The sequence below is a fragment of the Actinoplanes sp. NPDC049668 genome (genome assembly GCF_044465445.1).
In the GTDB taxonomy this organism is placed as follows: domain Bacteria; phylum Actinomycetota; class Actinomycetes; order Mycobacteriales; family Micromonosporaceae; genus Actinoplanes.
The window spans coordinates 14,270-34,028 of the sequence record NZ_JBITLR010000014.1; the positions used below are offsets into that span (position 1 = coordinate 14,270).

General features: G+C 72.6%; 15 protein-coding genes. 14 read left to right on the forward strand and 1 reads right to left on the reverse strand.

Features of this window, described 5'->3' with window-relative positions; genetic code table 11:
• Positions 1-17: 17 nt before the first annotated feature.
• The gene (locus ACIBSW_RS40060) at positions 18-1,289 is read right to left on the reverse strand and encodes a hypothetical protein (RefSeq protein WP_354725423.1); all 1,272 of its coding nucleotides are present in this window, start codon (positions 1,287-1,289) and stop codon (positions 18-20) included.
• A gap of 237 nt (positions 1,290-1,526) precedes the next feature.
• On the opposite strand from ACIBSW_RS40060, the gene ACIBSW_RS40065 reads away from it, so the two are divergent.
• The 14 genes from ACIBSW_RS40065 (at position 1,527) to nadD (ending at position 19,691) form a co-directional block, all read left to right on the forward strand.
• Positions 1,527-2,318, forward strand: a complete 792-nt coding sequence (locus ACIBSW_RS40065) for an alpha/beta hydrolase (RefSeq protein ID WP_354725421.1) — start codon at positions 1,527-1,529, stop codon at positions 2,316-2,318.
• A gap of 4 nt (positions 2,319-2,322) precedes the next feature.
• Positions 2,323-4,830 (forward strand): SpoIIE family protein phosphatase, encoded by a 2,508-nt coding sequence (locus tag ACIBSW_RS40070; protein WP_354725419.1) that lies wholly within the window; start codon positions 2,323-2,325, stop codon positions 4,828-4,830.
• Positions 4,827-5,174 carry an STAS domain-containing protein gene (locus ACIBSW_RS40075; RefSeq protein WP_354725417.1) on the forward strand — a complete coding sequence of 116 codons (348 nt, stop codon included), beginning with the start codon at positions 4,827-4,829 and terminating at the stop codon, positions 5,172-5,174. The genes ACIBSW_RS40070 and ACIBSW_RS40075 overlap by 4 nt, the downstream gene beginning before the upstream one ends.
• 74 nt (positions 5,175-5,248) lie before the next feature.
• Complete coding sequence (locus ACIBSW_RS40080) at positions 5,249-7,201, forward strand: TIGR03960 family B12-binding radical SAM protein (RefSeq protein WP_354725415.1); 1,953 nt, start codon at positions 5,249-5,251, stop codon at positions 7,199-7,201.
• A 53-nt stretch (positions 7,202-7,254) separates the two neighbouring features.
• Entirely contained in the window at positions 7,255-7,989 is a 735-nt protein-coding gene (locus tag ACIBSW_RS40085; RefSeq protein WP_354725413.1) for a TIGR03936 family radical SAM-associated protein, read from the forward strand.
• A 131-nt stretch (positions 7,990-8,120) separates the two neighbouring features.
• Positions 8,121-11,246, forward strand: coding sequence for an Rne/Rng family ribonuclease (locus tag ACIBSW_RS40090; protein ID WP_354725411.1), 3,126 nt, complete (start codon positions 8,121-8,123; stop codon positions 11,244-11,246).
• A gap of 124 nt (positions 11,247-11,370) precedes the next feature.
• Entirely contained in the window at positions 11,371-11,898 is a 528-nt protein-coding gene (locus ACIBSW_RS40095) for a hypothetical protein (protein ID WP_354725409.1), read from the forward strand.
• A 168-nt stretch (positions 11,899-12,066) separates the two neighbouring features.
• A complete protein-coding gene (gene rplU / locus ACIBSW_RS40100) occupies positions 12,067-12,381 on the forward strand; it encodes a 50S ribosomal protein L21 (RefSeq protein ID WP_184996934.1) in 315 nt (104 codons plus the stop codon).
• An 8-nt stretch (positions 12,382-12,389) separates the two neighbouring features.
• Positions 12,390-12,647 carry a 50S ribosomal protein L27 gene (gene rpmA / locus ACIBSW_RS40105; protein WP_354725407.1) on the forward strand — a complete coding sequence of 86 codons (258 nt, stop codon included), beginning with the start codon at positions 12,390-12,392 and terminating at the stop codon, positions 12,645-12,647.
• 81 nt (positions 12,648-12,728) lie between these two features.
• A complete protein-coding gene (gene obgE, locus ACIBSW_RS40110) occupies positions 12,729-14,225 on the forward strand; it encodes a GTPase ObgE (protein ID WP_354725405.1) in 1,497 nt (498 codons plus the stop codon).
• Between the two features lie 69 nt (positions 14,226-14,294).
• The gene (locus tag ACIBSW_RS40115) at positions 14,295-14,750 is read left to right on the forward strand and encodes a GNAT family N-acetyltransferase (protein WP_354725403.1); all 456 of its coding nucleotides are present in this window, start codon (positions 14,295-14,297) and stop codon (positions 14,748-14,750) included.
• Positions 14,751-14,795: 45 nt separating this feature from the next.
• A complete protein-coding gene (gene pepN / locus ACIBSW_RS40120) occupies positions 14,796-17,306 on the forward strand; it encodes an aminopeptidase N (protein WP_354725401.1) in 2,511 nt (836 codons plus the stop codon).
• A gap of 59 nt (positions 17,307-17,365) precedes the next feature.
• The gene (locus ACIBSW_RS40125) at positions 17,366-18,913 is read left to right on the forward strand and encodes an ATP-binding protein (protein ID WP_354725399.1); all 1,548 of its coding nucleotides are present in this window, start codon (positions 17,366-17,368) and stop codon (positions 18,911-18,913) included.
• 178 nt (positions 18,914-19,091) lie between these two features.
• Complete coding sequence (gene nadD, locus ACIBSW_RS40130; protein ID WP_354725397.1) at positions 19,092-19,691, forward strand: nicotinate-nucleotide adenylyltransferase; 600 nt, start codon at positions 19,092-19,094, stop codon at positions 19,689-19,691.
• The last annotated feature ends 68 nt before the right edge of the window (positions 19,692-19,759 follow it).

Here is a 19,759-nt window from a genome sequence, read left to right on the forward strand (position 1 = left end):
CCTCCGGCGGGTCACCCCTATCGGCGGACGAGCACCGAGCTGCGCACCAGGCCGGTGAGCTCGGCGCTCTCCGCCAGGGAACGCCGGGTGAAGAGCACGGTGCCGAGGCTGCCGTGGTCGGCCCAGGCGCAGACGACGACCGCGCTGCCGCCCTTGCGCCCGACGCCGCAGCGCTCGTGCAGGCCGGTCTCGCCCAGGTCGAACGACTCGATGCTCTTGATGCGGTACCCCTCGGTCAGGTGCGCGATCTCGGCCTCGACGTCCTCCTGCGGGGTGAGTCGCAGCCCCGTCGTGCCGAAGACGGTCACCTTCTTGCCCCGGCCGTCGGCGTAGATGCCGGCGAAGACGTCGCCCTGCACCAGGCTGGTGCCGCGCAGCTCCTCGGTGAGCCGTTCGACGGCCCGCTTGCTCGCGCCGTCGTCGCGCAGGTCCAGGTCGGCTATCGACGCCGGCAGGTCCGCCGTGACCGGGTACTGGGACGCCGCCGGCCAGGCTAGGTAGCCGGGCACGCCGCAGCAGCAGACCAGGCTGACCAGGGTGAACAGGAACAGCCGGCGCGGCCACCGGCGCTTGCGGCGCGCGGGTGGCGGTGGCCGCCGGCCCGGCGGAGCCGCCGGCGGGCGGGCCTGCGCGGGGCGCTGCCACGGCGGCGGCGCCGAAGGCGGGGCCGGGCGGGAGTACGGCGGCGGCGCAGGCGGGCGGGGCTGAACCGGGAGGCGGTTGACCGGGGCGGCCGGCGCCTTCTTGGCGCGGTTGCGGCCCCAGCGGCGCTTGGCGGGCGCGGCCGGCGCGATCGCCGGTGCCATCCCTCCGGCCGCCGGCGCGATCGCCGGTGGCTGTCCCGTGGCCGGCGCGCTCGCCGGCGGCGTCGGGGGACCGGCGGGTGCGGGCGGGACCGGCGGGTCGGTGCGGGTCGGCGGCAGGGGCGGCCCGACGCGGGTGGGCGGCATCGCGCCCTCGATCCGGGTGGGCGGCATGGCCTCCGGGAACGGCAGCTCGGCCTGCCAGGGCGTGTCCTGGTCGGCCCACGGATCCACCGCGGGCGTCGTCGAGGGGTCGTCGCGGCCGGCCCAGGGGTCCGCCGCCGGCGGCGGCGGTCGCTCCTGTTCGCGGCGGCGCGACCACCAGGGCCGCCGGGGCACGTGCGGCGGCACGGCCGCGGAGCCGCTCCACCGGGCCGCGGTGATGCCCTCGGCCGGTGTCGGGTCGTCCGGGGCGTCCGCCACGCGGGTCGGCTCGGGCGCCGGGGACGGGGCGGCGGGGCTCTCGTCCGGCTGCTGGTCGGCCATCCGTCGATCTCCTCCCACCGCTCGTATCCCGGGCCGTCGCATCGGTCGCCGTCCGGGCGCCTTCCGCCAGGTTAGAGCCGCGCCGCCACCTCGCCGATGTTGATCGAATCACCCGATCGACGGGCGTGACGTCGCCGCCCGTACCGGAATCGATGAAGATCCTTCGCGAACGACGGACATGGGGGGCGATGTGGGGGACCGCCCGGAGTCGTATGGTGACCCGGTGGTGAGCTTAAGGTGAATACGACTCAGCGAAACGCGGTGACGATCACCGGCCGAGCGGGCGGGCAGCCGATGGTGTTCGCGCACGGCTACGGGTGCGACCAGAACATGTGGCGCTACGTCACGCCGGCGTTCCAGGACACCCACCGCATCGTGCTCTTCGACCATGTCGGCGCGGGCCGCTCCGACCTGACGGCCTACGACGACCAGCGTTATTCCACTCTCGACGGGTACGCGAGCGACGTCCTGCAGATCCTGCGCGAACACGACCTGCGCGAGGTCGTCTTCGTCGGCCACTCGGTCAGCGCGATGATCGGCGTGCTCGCGGCGATCCGCGAGCCGGAGCGCTTCGCCAAGCTGGTCCTCGTCGGGCCGTCGCCGTGCTACATCGACGACGGCGACTACGTCGGCGGGTTCGGCAAGAGCGACATCGAGGAGATGCTCGAGTCGCTCGACAGCAACTACCTCGGTTGGTCGAGCGCGATCGCGCCGGTCATCATGGGCAACGCCGACCGGCCCGAGCTCGGCGCCGAGCTGACCAACAGCTTCTGCGCCACCGACCCGGAGATCGCCAAGAAGTTCGCGCACGTGACGTTCATGTCGGACAACCGGGCGGACCTCGCCGGCCTGCGTACCCCGGCGCTGATCCTGCAGTGCACCGACGACGTCATCGCGCCGGGTGTCGTGGGTGCCTATGTTCACGAGCACCTCGCGGGGAGCACACTGGTGGTCATGAATGCGACCGGCCACTGCCCGAATCTCAGCGCTCCCGCCGAGACGGTCGCCGCCATCAGGGCCTACCTGTAACGCGATGACGGACAGTGGTGACGGCGGGCCGGACGTGACGCAGGACGTGGAGGTGCCCTGGGAGGAAGACCCGGGGGACCTGTACGACCACGCGCCGTGCGGCTACCTGACTAGCCTGCCCGACGGCACGATCGTCAAGGTCAACGAGACGTTCCTGGCCTGGACCGGCTACAACCGCCACGCGCTGATCGGCCGGCGCCGGTTCCGCGACCTGCTCAGCGCCGGCGACAAGATCTATTACGAGACCCACTACGCGCCGCTGCTGAGCATGCAGAACGACGTGCACGAGGTGGCCTTCGACCTGATCTGCGCCGATGGCCGCCGGCTGCCCATCCTGGCCAACTCCATCCTGGGCCGGGACCCGGCCGGCCTGCCGCGGGTGATCAAGACCACCATCCTCAACGCCACCGAGCGCCGCGGGTACGAGAAGGAGCTGCTCGCCGCGCGGCGCGCCGCCGAGGCCTCCGAGCGGCGGGTCCGGGTGCTGCAGGAGATCGTGGCCGACCTGGCGGCGGCGCCGACCGAGTCCGATGTCGCCGACACCGTCGTGCGGGTGCCGGTGCCGGCCTTCGGCGCGGGCACGGCGACGGTCTGGCTGTGTGACCGCGACCGGGACCAGCTGACCGCGATCGCCTGCACCGACCCCGCGGGCCTGGCCCACGACGACATCCCGCGCGGTTCGTCCCGGGCCGTCGCCGAGGTGGCCCGGCGCGGCGACCTGCACGTGATCGGCTCCGTCGAGGAGGCCGAGGAGCACTTCCCCGACCTGGCGACCGCGATGCTGCGGGACCGGCGCGGCACCGTGGTGCTGCTGCCGCTGACCGCCGCCTCCGCCGACGATCCGGCCGGCGTCGAGGTGCTCGGCGTGCTCAGCTTCGACTTCGCCGAGCAGCGCGAGCTCTCCGACAGCGAGCTGCGGGTGGTCCGGCTGCTCGGACACCAGGCCGGGCAGGCGCTCGACCGGGCCCGGCTCTACGACGACCTGCGCCGGCGCGAGATCCGGTCCACATTCCTGGCGGAGACGACCCGGGCGCTGGAGGAGGCGCCCCGGCTCATGCCCCGGGCCCGCCGGCTGATCGAGCGCATGGTGCCGGAGATGGCCGAGTGGGCGTCGGTGCGGCTGCAGGTCGGCCCCGCCGGGATGGTGGTCGACGCCGGCCGGCCCGAGCCCGACCCGGAGCGGCTGGCCGAGCGGATCACCGAGGTGCTCGCGAGCGGGCAGGCCCAGCTGAGTGACGAGAAGGGCCCGGACCCCGGCTGCGCCGTGCTGCCGCTGGTGGCGAACGGCAAGGTGTTCGGCACCCTCGCGCTGCGGATGGCGCCGGGCCGGCGCACGGCCGTCGCCGAGGCGGTCTTCCTGGCCGGGCTGGCCGACCGGGCCGGGCTGGCGCTGGAGAACTCCCGCCTCTACGAGCAGGAGCGGGCCATCGCCCGGACCCTGCAGCGCAGCCTGCTCGCCAACGACCTGCCCTCGGATCCCCGGTTCGCGATCGAGTCCCACTACCAGGCCGCCGCGCACGACCTCGAGGTCGGCGGCGACTGGTTCGACGCCTTCCAGATCACCTCGGACAAGCTGGCCGTGGTGGTCGGCGACGTGGTCGGGCGGGGCATCGACGCGGCGACCACCATGGGCCAGCTGCGCAGCGCCATCCGGGCACTCGCCTCCGCCAAGGCCGGGCCGGCGCGGCTGCTCGAGCGGCTGGACCGGTTCGTCGAGCGGGTCGAGTCCGCCCGGATGGCGACGGTGGCCTACGCGGAGGTCGACCTGTCGACCAACGAGATGACCTACGCCTGCGCGGGCCACATGCCGCCGCTGCTGGCCGAGCCCGGCTCCGCGCCGCGCTACCTGCTCGACGGCCGGTCCGGCGCGCTGGGATCGCGCGCCGGGCGCGGCGCCCGGGTGGAGCACCGGGTCCGTCTCGCCGCCGGCAGCCGGCTGCTGCTCTACACCGACGGCCTCATCGAGCGCCGCAACCGGGGCATCGACGCCGGCTTCGAGGTGCTCGCCCGGGCGTACGCGGGCCGCCGCGGCTCGCCGCTGCCCGGGCTGGCCGCGGGCCTGGCGGACTTCCTCGTCGGCCGGGAGCACTCCGACGACGTCTGCCTGCTCTGCCTCTCGATCGGCGTCGAGGAGCGGCTGGAACGCTCGATCGGCGCGGACCCGCTGCAGATCGCGCTGCTGCGCAAGGACCTGCGCGGCTGGCTGGTCGCGAACGGCGTCGACGACGAGAGCACCCAGGCGGTGCTGCTGGCCTGCTCGGAGGCGGTGGCCAACGCGATCGAGCACGGCTACCGCGACGACCCGTTCGGCGTGGTCGAGGTGGTCGCCGCGGTGTCGCCCGACGCCGTCGAGGTGCGCATCCGCGACCAGGGCCAGTGGCAGGAGACCAACGAGGACGGCGCCCGCGGCCGGGGGTTGCAGCTCATTCGCCAGGTGATGGATCATGCGTCGTTCGATCACGACGAGGGCACCACGGTGACGATGCGGCGTGCCCGCCTGGAGGCGCGATGACCACCGAACGGTGGGTGACCTTCGCCAAGCTGGGCGCGGTCGACCTGGTCCGGCTGGCCGGCGAGATCGATCTGGCCAACGCGCCGGAGATCGGCCGCGAGATCGTCCGGCAGACCGGCCACGCGGGCGCGGTGCTGATCGATCTGACCGCGGTATCGTTCCTGGACAGCGCGGGTGTGCGGCTGCTGGACGCGCTCGTCGGCGACCTGGACGACCAGGGCACCCCGATCCGGTTCGTGGTGGGTGCGAGCGGCCCGGCGCGGATGACGCTGCAACTGTGCGCGTTCCGGGAGGACCTCCTGGCCACCGACCTGGATCGGGCCGCGAACGAGTTGGCACCCTGAGCCGCGTACCCTGGGGCCCAATCAACTCGGCGCGCGACGAATGTCATCGCCGGAGCGTCAGCGGAGGCGATGGCATGAGCGTGAACTCGGTTTTTCCCCAGTTGGAGCAGCTGCTGCCCCGGGTGAGCAAGCCCATCCAGTACGTGGGCGGTGAGCTCGGCGTCGTCGTCAAGGACTGGGACGCCTGCACCGTGCGGTGGGCGCTGATGTATCCCGACGCCTACGAGGTCGGCCTGCCCAACCAGGGCGTACAGATCCTCTACGAGGTGCTCAACGAGCAGAGCGACGTGCTCGCCGAGCGCACCTACGCGGTCTGGCCGGACCTCGAGGCGCTGATGAAGGAGAACGGCGTACCGCAGTTCACGGTCGACGCGCACCGGCCGGTCGCTGCCTTCGACGTGCTGGGGCTCTCGTTCGCCACCGAGCTCGGCTACACGAACATGCTGTCGGCCCTCGACCTCGCGCGGATCCCGCTGATGAGCGCGGACCGCGACGAGAGTCACCCGATCGTGCTCGCCGGCGGCCACGCCAGCTTCAACCCGGAGCCGATCGCCGACTTCATCGACGCCGCCGTGCTCGGCGACGGCGAGGAGGCGGTCCTCGAGATCACCGGCATCATCCGGGAGTGGAAGGCCGAGGGCCGCCCCGGCGGCCGCGACGAGCTGCTCCTGCGGCTGGCGCGCACGGAGAGCATCTACGTTCCCCGCTTCTACGACGTCGACTACCTGCCCGACGGGCGCATCCAGCGGGTCGTGCCGAACCGCCCGGACGTGCCTTTCCGGGTGCACAAGCGCACGACGATGGACCTCGACGCCTGGCCGTACCCGAAGAAGCCGCTGGTGCCGCTCGCCGAGACGGTGCACGAGCGGTACGCCGTCGAGATCTTCCGGGGCTGCACCCGGGGCTGCCGGTTCTGCCAGGCCGGCATGATCACCCGCCCGGTCCGGGAGCGGTCGATCACCACCGTGGGGCAGATGGTCAAGGAGGGGCTGGAGTTCTCCGGCTTCTCCGAGGTCGGCCTGCTCTCGCTGTCCAGCGCGGACCACTCCGAGATCGGCGACATGTGCTCCGGCCTCGCCGAGCAGTACGCCGACACCAACGTCTCGCTGTCGCTGCCGTCGACCCGGGTGGACGCCTTCAACATCGACCTGGCGCAGGAGCTGTCCCGCAACGGGCGGCGTACCGGCCTGACGTTCGCGCCCGAGGGCGGCTCCGAGCGGATCCGCAAGGTCATCAACAAGATGGTGACCGAGGAGGACCTGATCCGGACGGTCGTCACGGCGTACTCGAACGGCTGGCGCAGCGTGAAGCTCTACTTCATGTGCGGCCTGCCCACCGAGACCGACGACGACGTGCTGCAGATCGGCCGGATGGCGCACGAGGTGATCAAGGCCGGCCGGATCGCCGCCGGCACCAAGGACGTCAAGTGCACGGTCTCCATCGGCGCTTTCGTGCCCAAGCCGCACACCCCGTTCCAGTGGGCGGCGATGGAGCGGCCCGAGGTGATCGACAACCGGCTGCGGATGCTCAAGCAGGAGATCAACAGCGACCGGTCGCTGGGCCGGGCGATCGGCTACCGCTACCACGACGGCGAGCCGTCGCTGATCGAGGGCCTGCTCTCGCGCGGTGACCGCCGGGTCGGCGCGGTGATCCGGCGCGCCTGGGACAAGGGCCAGCGCTTCGACGGCTGGAGCGAGCACTTCTCGTACGCCCGCTGGGTCGAGGCCGCGGCCGAGACGCTGCCCGACTTCGGCGTCGACCTGGACTGGTTCACCACCCGCGAGCGCGAGCAGCTCGAGGTGCTGCCCTGGGACCACCTGGACTCCGGCCTGGACAAGGACTGGCTCTGGCAGGACTGGCAGGACTCCAAGAGCGAGTACGAGCAGGACGACTGCCGCTGGACCCCGTGCTTCGACTGCGGCGTCTGCCCGTCGATGGACACCGAGATCCAGATCGGCCCCACCGGCAGGAAGCTGCTGCCGCTCACCCCGACGAACGGGCTGCGCTCCCCGGCGCACACGCACTGACCAGGAGAAACGTCATCGCCAAGAACCAGCCGGTCGGCGGCCAGGCCCCGGTCGTGCAGCGGATCCGCCTTCGCTACGCCAAGCGTGGGCCGCTGCGCTTCACCTCGCACCGGGACTTCGCCCGGGCGTTCGAGCGCGCGCTGCGCCGCGCCGCCGTGCCGATCGCCTACTCGCAGGGCTTCACCCCGCACCCCAAGATCTCGTACGCGAGCGCGGCCCCGACCGGCGTCGGCAGCGAGGCGGAGTACCTGGAGATCGGGCTGCAGGCCGAGGTCGACCCGGCGGAGCTGCGGGTCGCGCTGGACGCCGCGCTCTCGCCCGGGCTGGACATCATCGACGCCGTCCGGGCGACCGAGGGCAGCCTCGCCGACCGGATCAACGCCTCCCGTTGGCTGATCGAGCTGCCCGAGATCGAGCCGGCGGTCGCCGCCAACGCCGTCGAGGCCTTCCTGGCGGCGCAGGAGGTGCAGGTCGAGCGCATGACCAAGCAGGGGCGGCGGTCGTTCGACGCGCGGTCCGCGGTGACCGTCTTCGCGGTGAGCAAGCAGTCTGACGCACCTTCCGAGGGCGCGGCGGCACCGTGTGCGATAATCGACCTTGTCGTGCGGCAGGTAACTCCCGCCGTCCGACCCGATGACGTCCTTTCCGGCCTGCGCGTGGTGGCTGGCCTGGAGCCGCCGGTCCCCCCACGGGTGACTCGGCTGGCGCAGGGCACTCTCACGCCGCAGGGGGAGATCGTCGATCCGTTGGAAGCGGATCGCGAGGGCGCCACCATCGGAGGGCGCTGACCGCTTCGGTCTGCGTCCGCGTTGGCAGACTTCGGCAGCCCGTCCGACTCGGTCGGGGCCGAAAAACTTGCGGCGACCCTGCGTGGCAGCGCTCACCCGCGCCCGGGGCCGCCAGAACTGGAGAGCGCCCCATGCTCGATAACGAGCCACAGGGCGGTGAACGGGACGGAGCCACAACTCCTTCCGTCGATGCCGCCGAGAGCACGACTCCCGCGCGCCGGACCCGAGCGCCGCGGCGCAAGGCGACCCCGGTCGCCGAGACGTCTGACGCATCCGGCGCGGAGCCGGGCGCGTCCGCCGAGCCGGGCGCGTCTGCCGAGTCGGCGGACGCCGTCGACGCCGCGCCGCCGCCGGCCCGCAGCCGCCGCAAGAAGGCCGCGGCGCCTGCCGCACCTGCCGCACCCGAGCAGGACCCCGCCGAGGGTGTTGAGGCTGCTGAAGGCGAGCCTGTCGCGCCGGTGAAGAAGGCCACCCGCAGCCGCCGCAAGAAGGTCGAGGTGCCCGAGCCGGTCGCCGAGGACGAGCCCGCCGTCGAGGACGAGCCGGTGGTCGAGGCTCCGGCCGAGACGCAGACGCCGGCCGCCCCGCTGATCGGCGTGCTGCCGCTGGACGGCGAGTTCGTCGAGGAGACGCCGGCGCCGCGCACGCGGAGCCGCCGCGCCGCGGCCCTGCCCCCGGCGGTGCTGTTCATGCCGCCCGAGCCCGAGACCGCGCCCGCACCGGTGCGCCGCACCCGCCGCGGTGCCACGGCGGCCCCGGTCGCCGCGGAGCCGGCGGTCGACGAGTCCGCCGTCGCCGAGCCCGTCGCCGAGCCGGTCGCCGACCAGGACTCCGAGCCCGCCGAGGGCGTCCGCCGCGTCACCCGGGGCCGGCGCCGCCGCGGCGCGGCCGCCGAGGAGCCGGCGGAGGCCGCCGAACTCCTCGAGCAGGCGGTGCTCGAGGAGGCCGAGGAGGCCGCCGACGAGACCGACGAAGGCGCCGAGGACGAGCTGGACGAGGACGGCAACAGCCGCCGCCGGCGCCGCCGCGGGCGCCGCGGCCGGGGCCGCGGCAAGGGCCCGTCCGACGAGGGCTACGACGCCGACGCCGAGGCCTCGACGGAGGAGTCCGCGGAGGCCGAAGGCGAGGACGAGGAGGACGCCGAGGACGGCGACGGGGTCACCCGCCGGCGGCGTCGCCGGCGCCGCAAGGGCTCCGGGGACACCGAGACCGGTGGCGTCGAGGACGGCGTGCACACCGTCGTCCGGGTCCGCGAGCCGCGCACCCGCGAGCGCTCCGACGAGGTGCAGGGCGTCTCCGGCTCGACCCGGCTCGAGGCCAAGCGGCAGCGCCGGCGCGACGGCCGTGAGCAGCGCCGTACCCGGCCGCCGATCCTGAGCGAGTCCGAGTTCCTGGCCCGCCGCGAGGCGGTGGACCGGGTGATGGTGGTCCGGCAGAAGCCCGACCGCACCCAGATCGCGGTGCTCGAGGACGGCGTCCTCGTGGAGCACTACGTGTCGCGGGCCACGTCCGGCACCATGGTCGGCAACGTCTACCTCGGCAAGGTGCAGAACGTGCTGCCCAGCATGGAGGCGGCGTTCGTCGACGTCGGCCGGGGCCGCAACGCGGTCCTGTACGCCGGCGAGGTCAACTGGGACGCCACCGGGCTGGAGGGCCGGGCCCGCTCGATCGAGCAGGCGCTGCGCTCCGGCGACTCGGTGCTGGTGCAGGTCACCAAGGACCCGATCGGGCACAAGGGCGCCCGGCTGAGCAGCCACATCGCGCTCTCCGGCCGGCACCTGGTCTACGTGCCGAACGGCAACGCCTCCGGCATCAGCCGCAAGCTGCCCGACAACGAGCGCAAGCGGCTGCGTGACGTGCTGAAGAAGCTGGTGCCGGACGGCGCCGGCGTCATCGTGCGGACCGCCGCCGAGGGCGCCAGCGAGGAGGAGCTGGCCCGCGACGTCAAGCGGCTGCAGGCGCAGTGGGACGACATCCAGGCCCGGGCGGCCGAGGGGCACGCTCCGGCGGCGCTCTCCGAGGAGCCCGACCTGGTCATCCGCGTGGTCCGGGACCTGTTCAACGAGGACTTCCGCGAGGTGGTCATCCAGGGCGAGCAGGCGTACGGCGAGGTGGAGAGCTACCTCGACTCGGTCTCGCCCGAGCTGCTCGACCGGCTGCACCGGCACACCGGCGCCGGGGACATCTTCGCCGAGAAGCGCATCGACGAGCAGATCCTCAAGGCGCTGGACCGCAAGGTGTTCCTGCCCTCGGGCGGTCACCTGGTCCTCGACCGCACCGAGGCGATGACGGTGATCGACGTCAACACCGGTAAGTACACCGGCGCGGGCGGCAACCTGGAGGAGACGGTCACCCGCAACAACCTCGAGGCGGCCGAAGAGACCGTCCGGCAGCTGCGGCTGCGCGACATCGGCGGCATCGTGGTGATCGACTTCATCGACATGGTGCTGGAGAGCAACCGCGAGCTGGTGCTGCGCCGGCTGACCGAGTGCCTGGGCCGGGACCGGACCAAGCACCAGGTCACCGAGATCACCTCGCTCGGCCTGGTGCAGATGACCCGCAAGCGGATCGGCGCCGGCCTGATCGAGGCGTTCACCGAGACCTGCGACCACTGCAAGGGCCGCGGCCTGATCATCCACACCGAGCCGGTGCCGGAGAAGCGGACCGGCGGCGCCGGCACCCAGGTGAAGGCGGTCGCCGCGGCGGCCCGCACCGAGGCGCCCGCGCAGCAGCCGAGCACCAAGTCGCGGCGGCGCCGCGGCGGCGGTGGCGGCGAGGCGCCCGCCGAGCCCGAGGTCGTCGCGACGCCGGTCGAGGCGTCGGCGCCGGTCGAGGCGCCGCCGTACGTCGAGGCGGCGGCCGAGGAGGTCGTGGAGCCCGTGCACGCGCTGCCGGCGGAGGACCCGGTGGCCGAGACGGCCGGCCTGCCGCCGCGCAGCTCGGGCGTCATCGCGACGGCCGGGTCGGGGATCGTGGCGCGCAGCGCGCCGGTGGTCAGCGCCGGTTCCGACGATGACGACTACGACATCAGCGGCTACGACCTCTCCCGTTACGAGACCGGCGACACCAACGGGGCGAACGGCGCGGACCACCCGGCCGAGCCGCTGCGGCTGACCGGCTCGGACGACCCGGACGCGGCCGAGGACGACGAGGACGGCGAAGACGGCGAGGACGGCGACGACGAGCCCGTCGGCGCGGGAGCGGGCGGCCGGCGTCGTTCGCGGCGCGGCGGCACGCGGCGGCGTACCCGCCCCTGACGGCACTTACCGGGCGGCTCCGGCGGGGTAATCCCTGCTGGGGCCGCCCGGTCCATGTCCGCCGGTCTATGTCGGCTACCCTCGTGATCCCCCCGAGTCATATCCCCGAGGAGTACCGAACCCCATGCGACGCCTGCTGTCCGCGACCGCCGCGAGCGGCGCCCTTCTCCTGCTCGGCGCCGGCTGCTCGAGCGGCAAGGTGGCGGAGAACACCACCGCGGCACCCGTACCCGCGATCCCCGCGCCCGGTGCGTCCACGCCCGCCTCCGGCGCGTCGGCCGGTGCCGCCCTGCCGGGCGAGGCGGACGCGGCGCTGTCCGGCAACTCCGAGGCGATCTGCCAGCAGGCGGCCAAGACCGGCGGCGACGCCGCCAAGAACTTCGCACAGGACCTGAAGCTGCTGATCGACGCCGAAACGTCGCAGGACAAGGACTCGGTGGTCAAGGCCAAGCAGAAGACGGCCCGTGACGTGGAGAACTACTCGTTCGCGCTCAAGGACATGTCGAAGCTGGCCGCCGACCCGAAGCTGAAGGCGGCCCTGGCCGACATGGGCTCGCAGGTCACGGCCCTGAAGGGCGACGTGCGTAAGATCGACTCGGAGCGGCTCGACAAGCTGCAGAAGACCCTCGACAAGGCCTGCGGCAACGGCTGAGCGCTCCCCGGTTTGGGTACGGGCCCGCTCATGAAGTAGTCTTTCTGACGGCGCATTTTCGTGCGCCTGTTCCGTGCGCGCCCTGGGATTCACCTTCGGGTGCCCGCCGGATCCAGTTACATCCGCCAGCAGCTCTTTCGCTGCGTAAGTCTCAGGGAGTCCGCGTCGATGTACGCGATCGTCAAGACCGGCGGCAAGCAGTACAAGGTTGCCGAGGGCGACGTGATCGAGGTCGAGAAGCTCGCGGGTGTGCCCGGCGACGCCCTGACGCTCGCCGCGGTGCTCCTCGTCGACGGTGACAACCTGGTGACCGATGCGGCCAAGCTTGCCAGCGTGACGGTGTCCGGCGAGATCGCCGAGCACACCAAGGGTCCGAAGATCCGGATCCACAAGTTCAAGAACAAGACCGGCTACCACAAGCGCCAGGGGCACCGTCAGCCGCTGACCCGCGTCAAGGTGACCGGCATCTCCAGCGGGAAGTAGGGGCAGCCATGGCTCACAAAAAGGGTGCTTCCAGCTCCCGCAACGGCCGCGACTCCGCCGCACAGCGCCTCGGCGTCAAGCGGTTCGGCGGCCAGCTGGTCAACGCGGGCGAGATCCTGATCCGCCAGCGTGGCACGAAGTTCCACCCGGGAGATCTCGTCGGCCGCGGTGGCGACGACACGCTGTTCGCGCTGGCCAAGGGCAATGTGCTCTTCGGCCACACGCGGGGTCGCAAGACCATCAGCATCGTGCCGGTCGCGGAGTAGATTCACGTCACACAGCGGGCTGCGGACCCCTCGGGTCCGCGGCCCGCTGTTTGCTTTTGAGGTTTGAGGTAGGAGCACAAGGTGGCAACGTTCGTCGATCGAGTCGTGCTGCACCTGCAGGCAGGTGACGGCGGCCACGGCTGTGTCTCCGTACGCAGGGAGAAGTTCAAGCCGCTCGGCGGCCCTGACGGCGGCAACGGCGGGCACGGCGGCGGCATCACGCTCGTGGTCGACCCGCAGCAGCACACGCTGCTGGACTTCCACTTCCGCCCGCACGTGAAGGCGCAGAACGGCACCGGCGGCGCCGGCGCGAACCGGGATGGCGCGAACGGCGGCGACCTGGTCCTGTCGGTGCCGGACGGCACTGTCGTGCAGACGCCCGACGGCGAGGTCCTGGCCGACCTGATCGGCGCCGGTACCACGTACGAGGTGGCCCGCGGCGGGCGTGGCGGGCGCGGCAACGCCTCGCTGGCCAACACCCGGCGCAAGGTGCCCGGCTTCGCCGAGCTGGGCGAGCCCGGCGACCAGCTGGACGTGGTGCTCGAGCTCAAGAGCGTCGCCGACGTCGGCCTGGTCGGCTTCCCGTCGGCCGGCAAGTCGTCGCTGATCTCGGTCATGTCGGCCGCCAAGCCGAAGATCGCCGACTACCCGTTCACCACGCTGGTGCCGAACCTGGGCGTCGTGCAGGCCGGCGACCACACCTTCACCGTCGCGGACGTCCCCGGCCTCATCCCGGGCGCCGCCACCGGCAAGGGCCTCGGCCTGGAGTTCCTGCGGCACATCGAGCGCACGTCGGTGCTGGTGCATGTCCTGGACGCGGCCGCGCCCGAGATCGAGCGGGACCCGCTGGCCGACCTGGACGCCATCGAGGCCGAGCTGGCGGCGTACGGCGGGCTCGAGGAGCGGCCGCGGCTGGTGGTGCTCAACAAGATCGACATCCCGGACGGCCGGGACCTGGCCGAGATCATCCGGCCCGAGCTGGAGGCGCGCGGCCTGCCGGTCTTCGAGGTCAGCGCGGTGACCCGCGAAGGGCTCAAGGCGCTCATGTACGCGCTGGGCGAGGCCGTCGCCGCGAACCGGCTCGCCACCCCCGAGCCCGAGGCGACCCGGGCCGTGGTGCGCCCCCGCGCCGTCGACGAGAAGGGCTTCACCGTCGAGCGCGACTCCGACGGCGTCTTCGTCGTGCGCGGCCAGCAGGTCGAGCGCTGGGTCCGGCAGACGAACTTCGACAACGACGAGGCGGTCGGCTACCTCGGCGACCGGCTGGACCGGCTCGGTGTCGAGGCCGCGCTGGCCAAGAAGGGCGCCGAGGCGGGCGACCCGGTGCGCATCGGCGAGCGCGAGTTCGACTGGCAGCCCAACACGGGCGACTACGTCTCCGGCCCCCGCGGCACCGACATCCGGCTCGAGGAGACCAACACCCGGGCCAGCGCGGCGTCCCGGCTGGCGGCCCGCCGGGCCCGCCGGATCCGCAACGACGACGAGCTGCTGCACATGGCCGAGGACGGCACGGTCAGCACGATCTCGATGGCGTCCCAGCCGGTCCTGGTCGAGGACGAGGACGCGGACGACGAGTAGGTCTCTCCGCCGGGCTACGGCCAGACCCCCGCAACCCGGCGGAAACGGACGGCACCTAGGGTTTCGGGCGTGCTGATCGAATCACGCCCCTCGTCCGACGCCGAACTGACCGCCCTGCTGATCGCCCAGCAGCAGGAGCTGAGCGCGGCGGACGGCGGGCTGGACGGCGTCGTCTACCCGATGCACGGCGACGCGGCGTACCTGGTCGTGGTCGTCGAAGGGCGGGCGGTGGCGTGCGGGGCCTGGCAGGCGCTCGAGCCCGGCGTCGCGGAGCTCAAGCGGATGTACGTGCGCCCGGCGCTCCGTGGGCGTGGCATCGCGCGGCAGCTCATCGTCGCGCTCGAGGAGGAGGCGCTGGCTGCGGACCGGCCGGTGGCGCGGCTCGAGACGGGCACCTACCTGCCGGCGGCGATCGGCCTGTACACCTCGGCCGGCTACGCGCCGATCCCGGCGTACGGCGAGTACGCCGGGAACCCGTTCAGCGTGTGCTTCGAGAAAACACTCGCGGCGGTCACAGTCCTATGACGCGTCGGACTGCCGTACCGACTTGCGGGACGGCATGATGGGCGGATGCCGAGCCTGACCCGCGCCGAGGCGATCGCCCGGGCCGCCACCATCACCGTCACCGGGTACGAGATCGATCTTGATCTGACCGGTGCCGGCGACACCTTCCGTTCCCGGACGGTCCTGCGCTTCGCGGCGCGGGCCGGCGCGACGACGTTCGCCGAGCTCGAGCCCGCCGAGTTGATCTCGGCGACCCTCAACGGCGCGCCGCTGGACCCGGCCGCGCTCGCCGACGAGCGGCTGGCGCTGGCCGGGCTCGCGGAGACCAACGAGCTGGTCGTCGACGCCCGGATGACCTACTCCAACACCGGCGAGGGCCTGCACCGCTTCACCGACCCCGCCGACGGCCGCGTCTACCTGTACGCGCACATGTTCCTGGACGGCGCCCGCCGGATCTTCCCGTGCTTCGACCAGCCGGACCTCAAGGCGCCCTTCACGCTGCGGGTGACGGCGCCGGACGGCTGGCTGGTGGCGGCCAACGGCGAGCCCGCCGGCCCGGTCGAGGACGGCCGCTGGCAGCTCGCGACCACCAAGCCGCTGTCGACCTACTTCGTCTCGCTGATCGCCGGGCCCTACCACGTGCGCACCGCGGAGCACGACGGCATCCCGCTCGCGCTCTACTGCCGGCAGGCGCTGGCCGGGTACCTCGACGAGCAGGCCGAGGAGATCTTCACGATCACCCGGCAGTGCCTGGACCGCTTCCACGAGCTCTTCGACGTCCGCTATCCGTTCGGCCACTACCAGCAGGCGTTCGTGCCCGAGTTCAACTTCGGCGCGATGGAGAACCCCGGCCTGGTCGTCTTCCGCGACGAGTTCATCCACCGCTCGGCGGTCACCGACGGCGAGCGCGAACAGCGCGCCATGGTCATCGCGCACGAGATGGCGCACCAGTGGTTCGGCGACCTGGTCACCATGGCCTGGTGGGACGACCTCTGGCTGAACGAGTCGTTCGCCGAGTACCTCGGCGCCCGGATCACCGCCGAGGCCACCCGCTTCACCGAGACGTGGACCACCTTCGCGATGCACCGCAAGGCCTGGGGCATGCGCGCCGACCAGCGCCCGTCCACCCACCCGGTGGCGCCGACCGAGGTCGGCGACACCGCGCTCGCCCTGCTCAACTTCGACGGCATCTCGTACGCCAAGGGCGCGGCGGTGCTGCGCCAGCTGGTCGCCTGGGTCGGCGACGAGGCGTTCCTGGCCGGGCTCAACGAGCACTTCGCGGCGCACGCGTACGGCAACGCCACCCTCGCCGACCTGCTCGCCGCCGTGCAGAAGGCGAGCGGCCGGGACCTGACCGCCTGGGCGGACGTGTGGCTGCGCCGGGCACAGATCAACACGCTGCGCGCCGAGGTGCGCCGCGACGCCGAGGACCGGTACGCCGAGGTCACGGTCGTGCAGACCGCCCCCGAGCAGTACCCGACCCTGCGTACGCACCGGATCGGCGTCGGCCTCTACGACCAGGCCCCGGACGGCACGGTGACCCGCCGCCGGCTGCTCGAGGTCGACCTCGACCCGGCCGTCGACGGCGGCCGCACCCCGCTGCCGGACCTGACCGGCGAGCCTGCGGCCGACCTGCTGCTGGTCAACGACGGCGACCTGACCTACGCCAAGGTCCGGCTCGACGACGCGTCCGTCGACGCCATGCCGCTGATCCTGCCGATGCTCGACGACTCGCTGACCCGCGCGCTGCTCTGGAGCGCGACGCTGGACGCGGTCGAGGACGGCGAGCGGCCGGTCGCTGAGCTGGTCACCCTGGTCCTGGCGGCGCTGCCGGTCGAGCGCGAGGTGGTCCTGGTCGAGGACGTGCTGCGGATGACCTCCGCGCTGGTCGACCGCTACCCGACGCCGGAGACCCGGCCCGCCGCGCTGGAGCTGCTCGCGCAGGCGAGCGAGCGGCTGCTGACCGCCGCGGAGCCCGGCAGCTCGCGCCGGCTGGCCGGCATGCGCGGCCTGATCGGGGCGAGCATCGACACCGCGCGGCTGCGCGGCTGGCTCGACGGCGAGGGCGTGCCCGAGGGCGTCAGCGTCGACGACGACCTGCGCTGGCTGATCCTCTACCGGCTGGTGGTGCTGGGCGCGGCGGGCCCGGACGACATCGAGGCGACCCTGGCGGCGGACCGCAGCGCGGCCGGCGAGCAGCAGGCGGCCCGGTGCCGGGCGGCGGTACCCGACGCCGACGCCAAGGCCCGAGCCTGGGATCTGATCATCAACGACACGGGCTCCTCGAACCGGATCCTGGAGGCCACCGCGCACGGGTTCTGGCAGCCCGAGCAGCTCGACCTCGTCACCCCGTACGTGCAGAGATACTTCGCCGAGATGCCCGGGATGCTGAGCCGGCGTACCGGAATGAGCGGGGAGCGGGTCGCCGCGCTGGCCTATCCGTCGCTGGTCGTGACCGCGGAGACCCGGCGGCACGCCGCGGACCTGCTGGCCTCGCCGGACCTGTCGGCCATCCTGCGTCGCGTGGTGACCGATGGCGACGATGACGTGCGCCGTGCGCTGCGTGCCCGAGGATAGATGATTTGCCCTGTATCCCCCGATCGAGAGGTTAGCCTCGGCGTACGGGGGTGAGGTCGGTGGAATGGTCCGAGGAGCTGTCCAGCGGCCTGCTGCAGGCTGCGCCGGACGCGATCCTGGTGATGGACGAAGGCGTCATCGTCCTCGTCAACGACCGCGCGGAGGAGGTCTTCGGCTGGCGCCGGGGAGAGCTGCTCGGTCAGCACGCGGCCATGCTGCTCGTCGACCTCGACCAGGTGCCGCCGCTGACCGGGCTGCGGCGCGCCGCCGACGCGCGCGGCACCGGCACCAGGTTCATGGGCACGGTCCCCCTGCGGGCGCGACGGCGCGACGGCACCGGCTTCCCCACCGAGGCCTCGCTCTCGCGGGTGGAGGGGCCGCAGGGCCGGCTCACGGTCGCCGTGGTTCGCGACATGACCGAGCGGCACCGGCTGCAGGCCGAGGCGGAGCACCAGCGCAGCGAGGTGCAGGAGCACCGCAACCAGCGGCTCGAGGCGCTCGGCCAGCTGGCCGGCGGCATCGCGCACGACTTCAACAACATGCTCGGCGTGATCGTGAACTACGCGAACTTCGTGATCGAGGAGGCCGAGTCGCCGGAGCCCGACCTCAAGACCATCGCCGCCGACGCCCGGCAGGTCATCCGGGCCGGTGAGCGGGGCACGGACCTGACCCACCAGCTGCTCAAGTTCGCCCGCCGGGACGTGGCCCGGCCGCAGGTGCTCGACCTCAACGCCGTCATCACCGACGCCGAGGAGACGCTGCGTGACCTGATCGGCGACCGGATCGCCCTCATCATCCGGACGGCGGCGTCGCTGCCGCCGGTGACCTGCGATCCCGGCCAGCTGGAGCAGCTGCTGAGCAGCCTGGCGTCCAACGCCCGGGACGCGATGCCCGAGGGCGGCCAGCTGGTGATCGACACCGCCGGCGCGCGCCTGGAGGCCGGTGAGCATCCCGACCTCGCGCCGGGCGACTACGTCCGGATGCGCGTCTCCGACTCCGGCTGCGGCATGGCCCCGGACGTCGTCGCGCGCGCGTTCGAGCCGTTCTTCACCACCAAGGCCAGCGGCGAGGGGACCGGGCTGGGCCTGGCCACCGCGTACGGGATCGTCACGCAGGCCGGCGGTGCCGTCAGCCTGACCTCGGAGCCGGTCCTGGGCACCACGGTGACCGTGCTGCTGCCCGCCGGGGCCGGCGAGCAGGAGGTCGCGCCCGCCCCCGAGCCGGTGCTGACCGCCGGGCACGGTGAGACGCTGCTCGTGGTCGAGGACGAGGCGGCGCTGCGCGACGTGGCCGGTCGGATCCTGTCCGGCGCGGGCTACCAGGTCCTGTCGGCCGAGGGCGGCGCCGAGGCCCTCGAGCTGGCGGCTCTGCACGACGGGGCGATCGACCTGCTGGTCAGCGACGTGGTGATGCCCGGGATGCTGGGCAAGGAGCTGGCCGAGCGCCTGGCACACGTGCGCCCGGACACCCGCGTCCTCTACATGTCCGGGTACGCCCAGCCGGTGCTGGCCTCGCAGGGCACGCTGGACCCGGGCGTCGCGCTGCTGGAGAAGCCGTTCACGGCCGCGGACCTGCTCGGCGCGGTCCGGCGGCGGCTCGACGGCTGATCTAGGGCACGTCTGGAGGATCATGGCGTCGCCGAGCCGAGGTCCAGGTTTCGCCTCGCAAGTGGGGTGGAAGGTCGGATACCGGTGTTGTATCCGGCCTTCCGCCCCGCGCCGCGAGGCGGAAGCTGGACCCGGCGTAGGCCGTCATGATCCTCCAGACGTGCCCTAGGATTCGCCGGTGCGGAAAAGGCGCCGGATCGGCATCATGGGCGGCACCTTCGACCCGATCCACCACGGTCACCTGGTGGCGGCGAGCGAGGTGCAGAGCCGTTTCGGCCTGGACGAGGTCGTCTTCGTGCCGACCGGCCAGCCCTGGCAGAAGGGCAAGGTCAGCCCGGCCGAGGACCGCTACCTGATGACGGTGATCGCGACCGCGTCGAATCCGCACTTCCAGGTCAGCCGGGCCGACGTCGACCGGGACGGCCCCACCTACACCGTCGACACCCTGCGTGACCTGCACGCGATCTTCGGCAGCACGGCCGACCTCTTCTTCATCACCGGCGCGGACGCGCTCGCGAAGATCCTTTCCTGGAAGGACGCGCTCGAGATGCTCTCGCTGGCGCACTTCGTCGGGGTCACCCGGCCCGGCTTCGAGCTGTCCGACGATCATCTGCCGGCCGACTCCGTGACGCTGGTCGAGGTGCCCGCGATGGCGATCTCGTCGAGCGCCTGCCGAGCCCGGGTCGCCGAGGGCCTGCCGGTCTGGTACCTGGTACCCGATGGTGTGGTGCAGTACATCGCAAAGCGTGGGCTATATCGCACCGAAGGACCGGTTTAGGCCCATTCATCTGGGTAGAGATGTCATACCCGTGTGAGAGGCTAGTAACTCTGAAAACCGAACGAGGG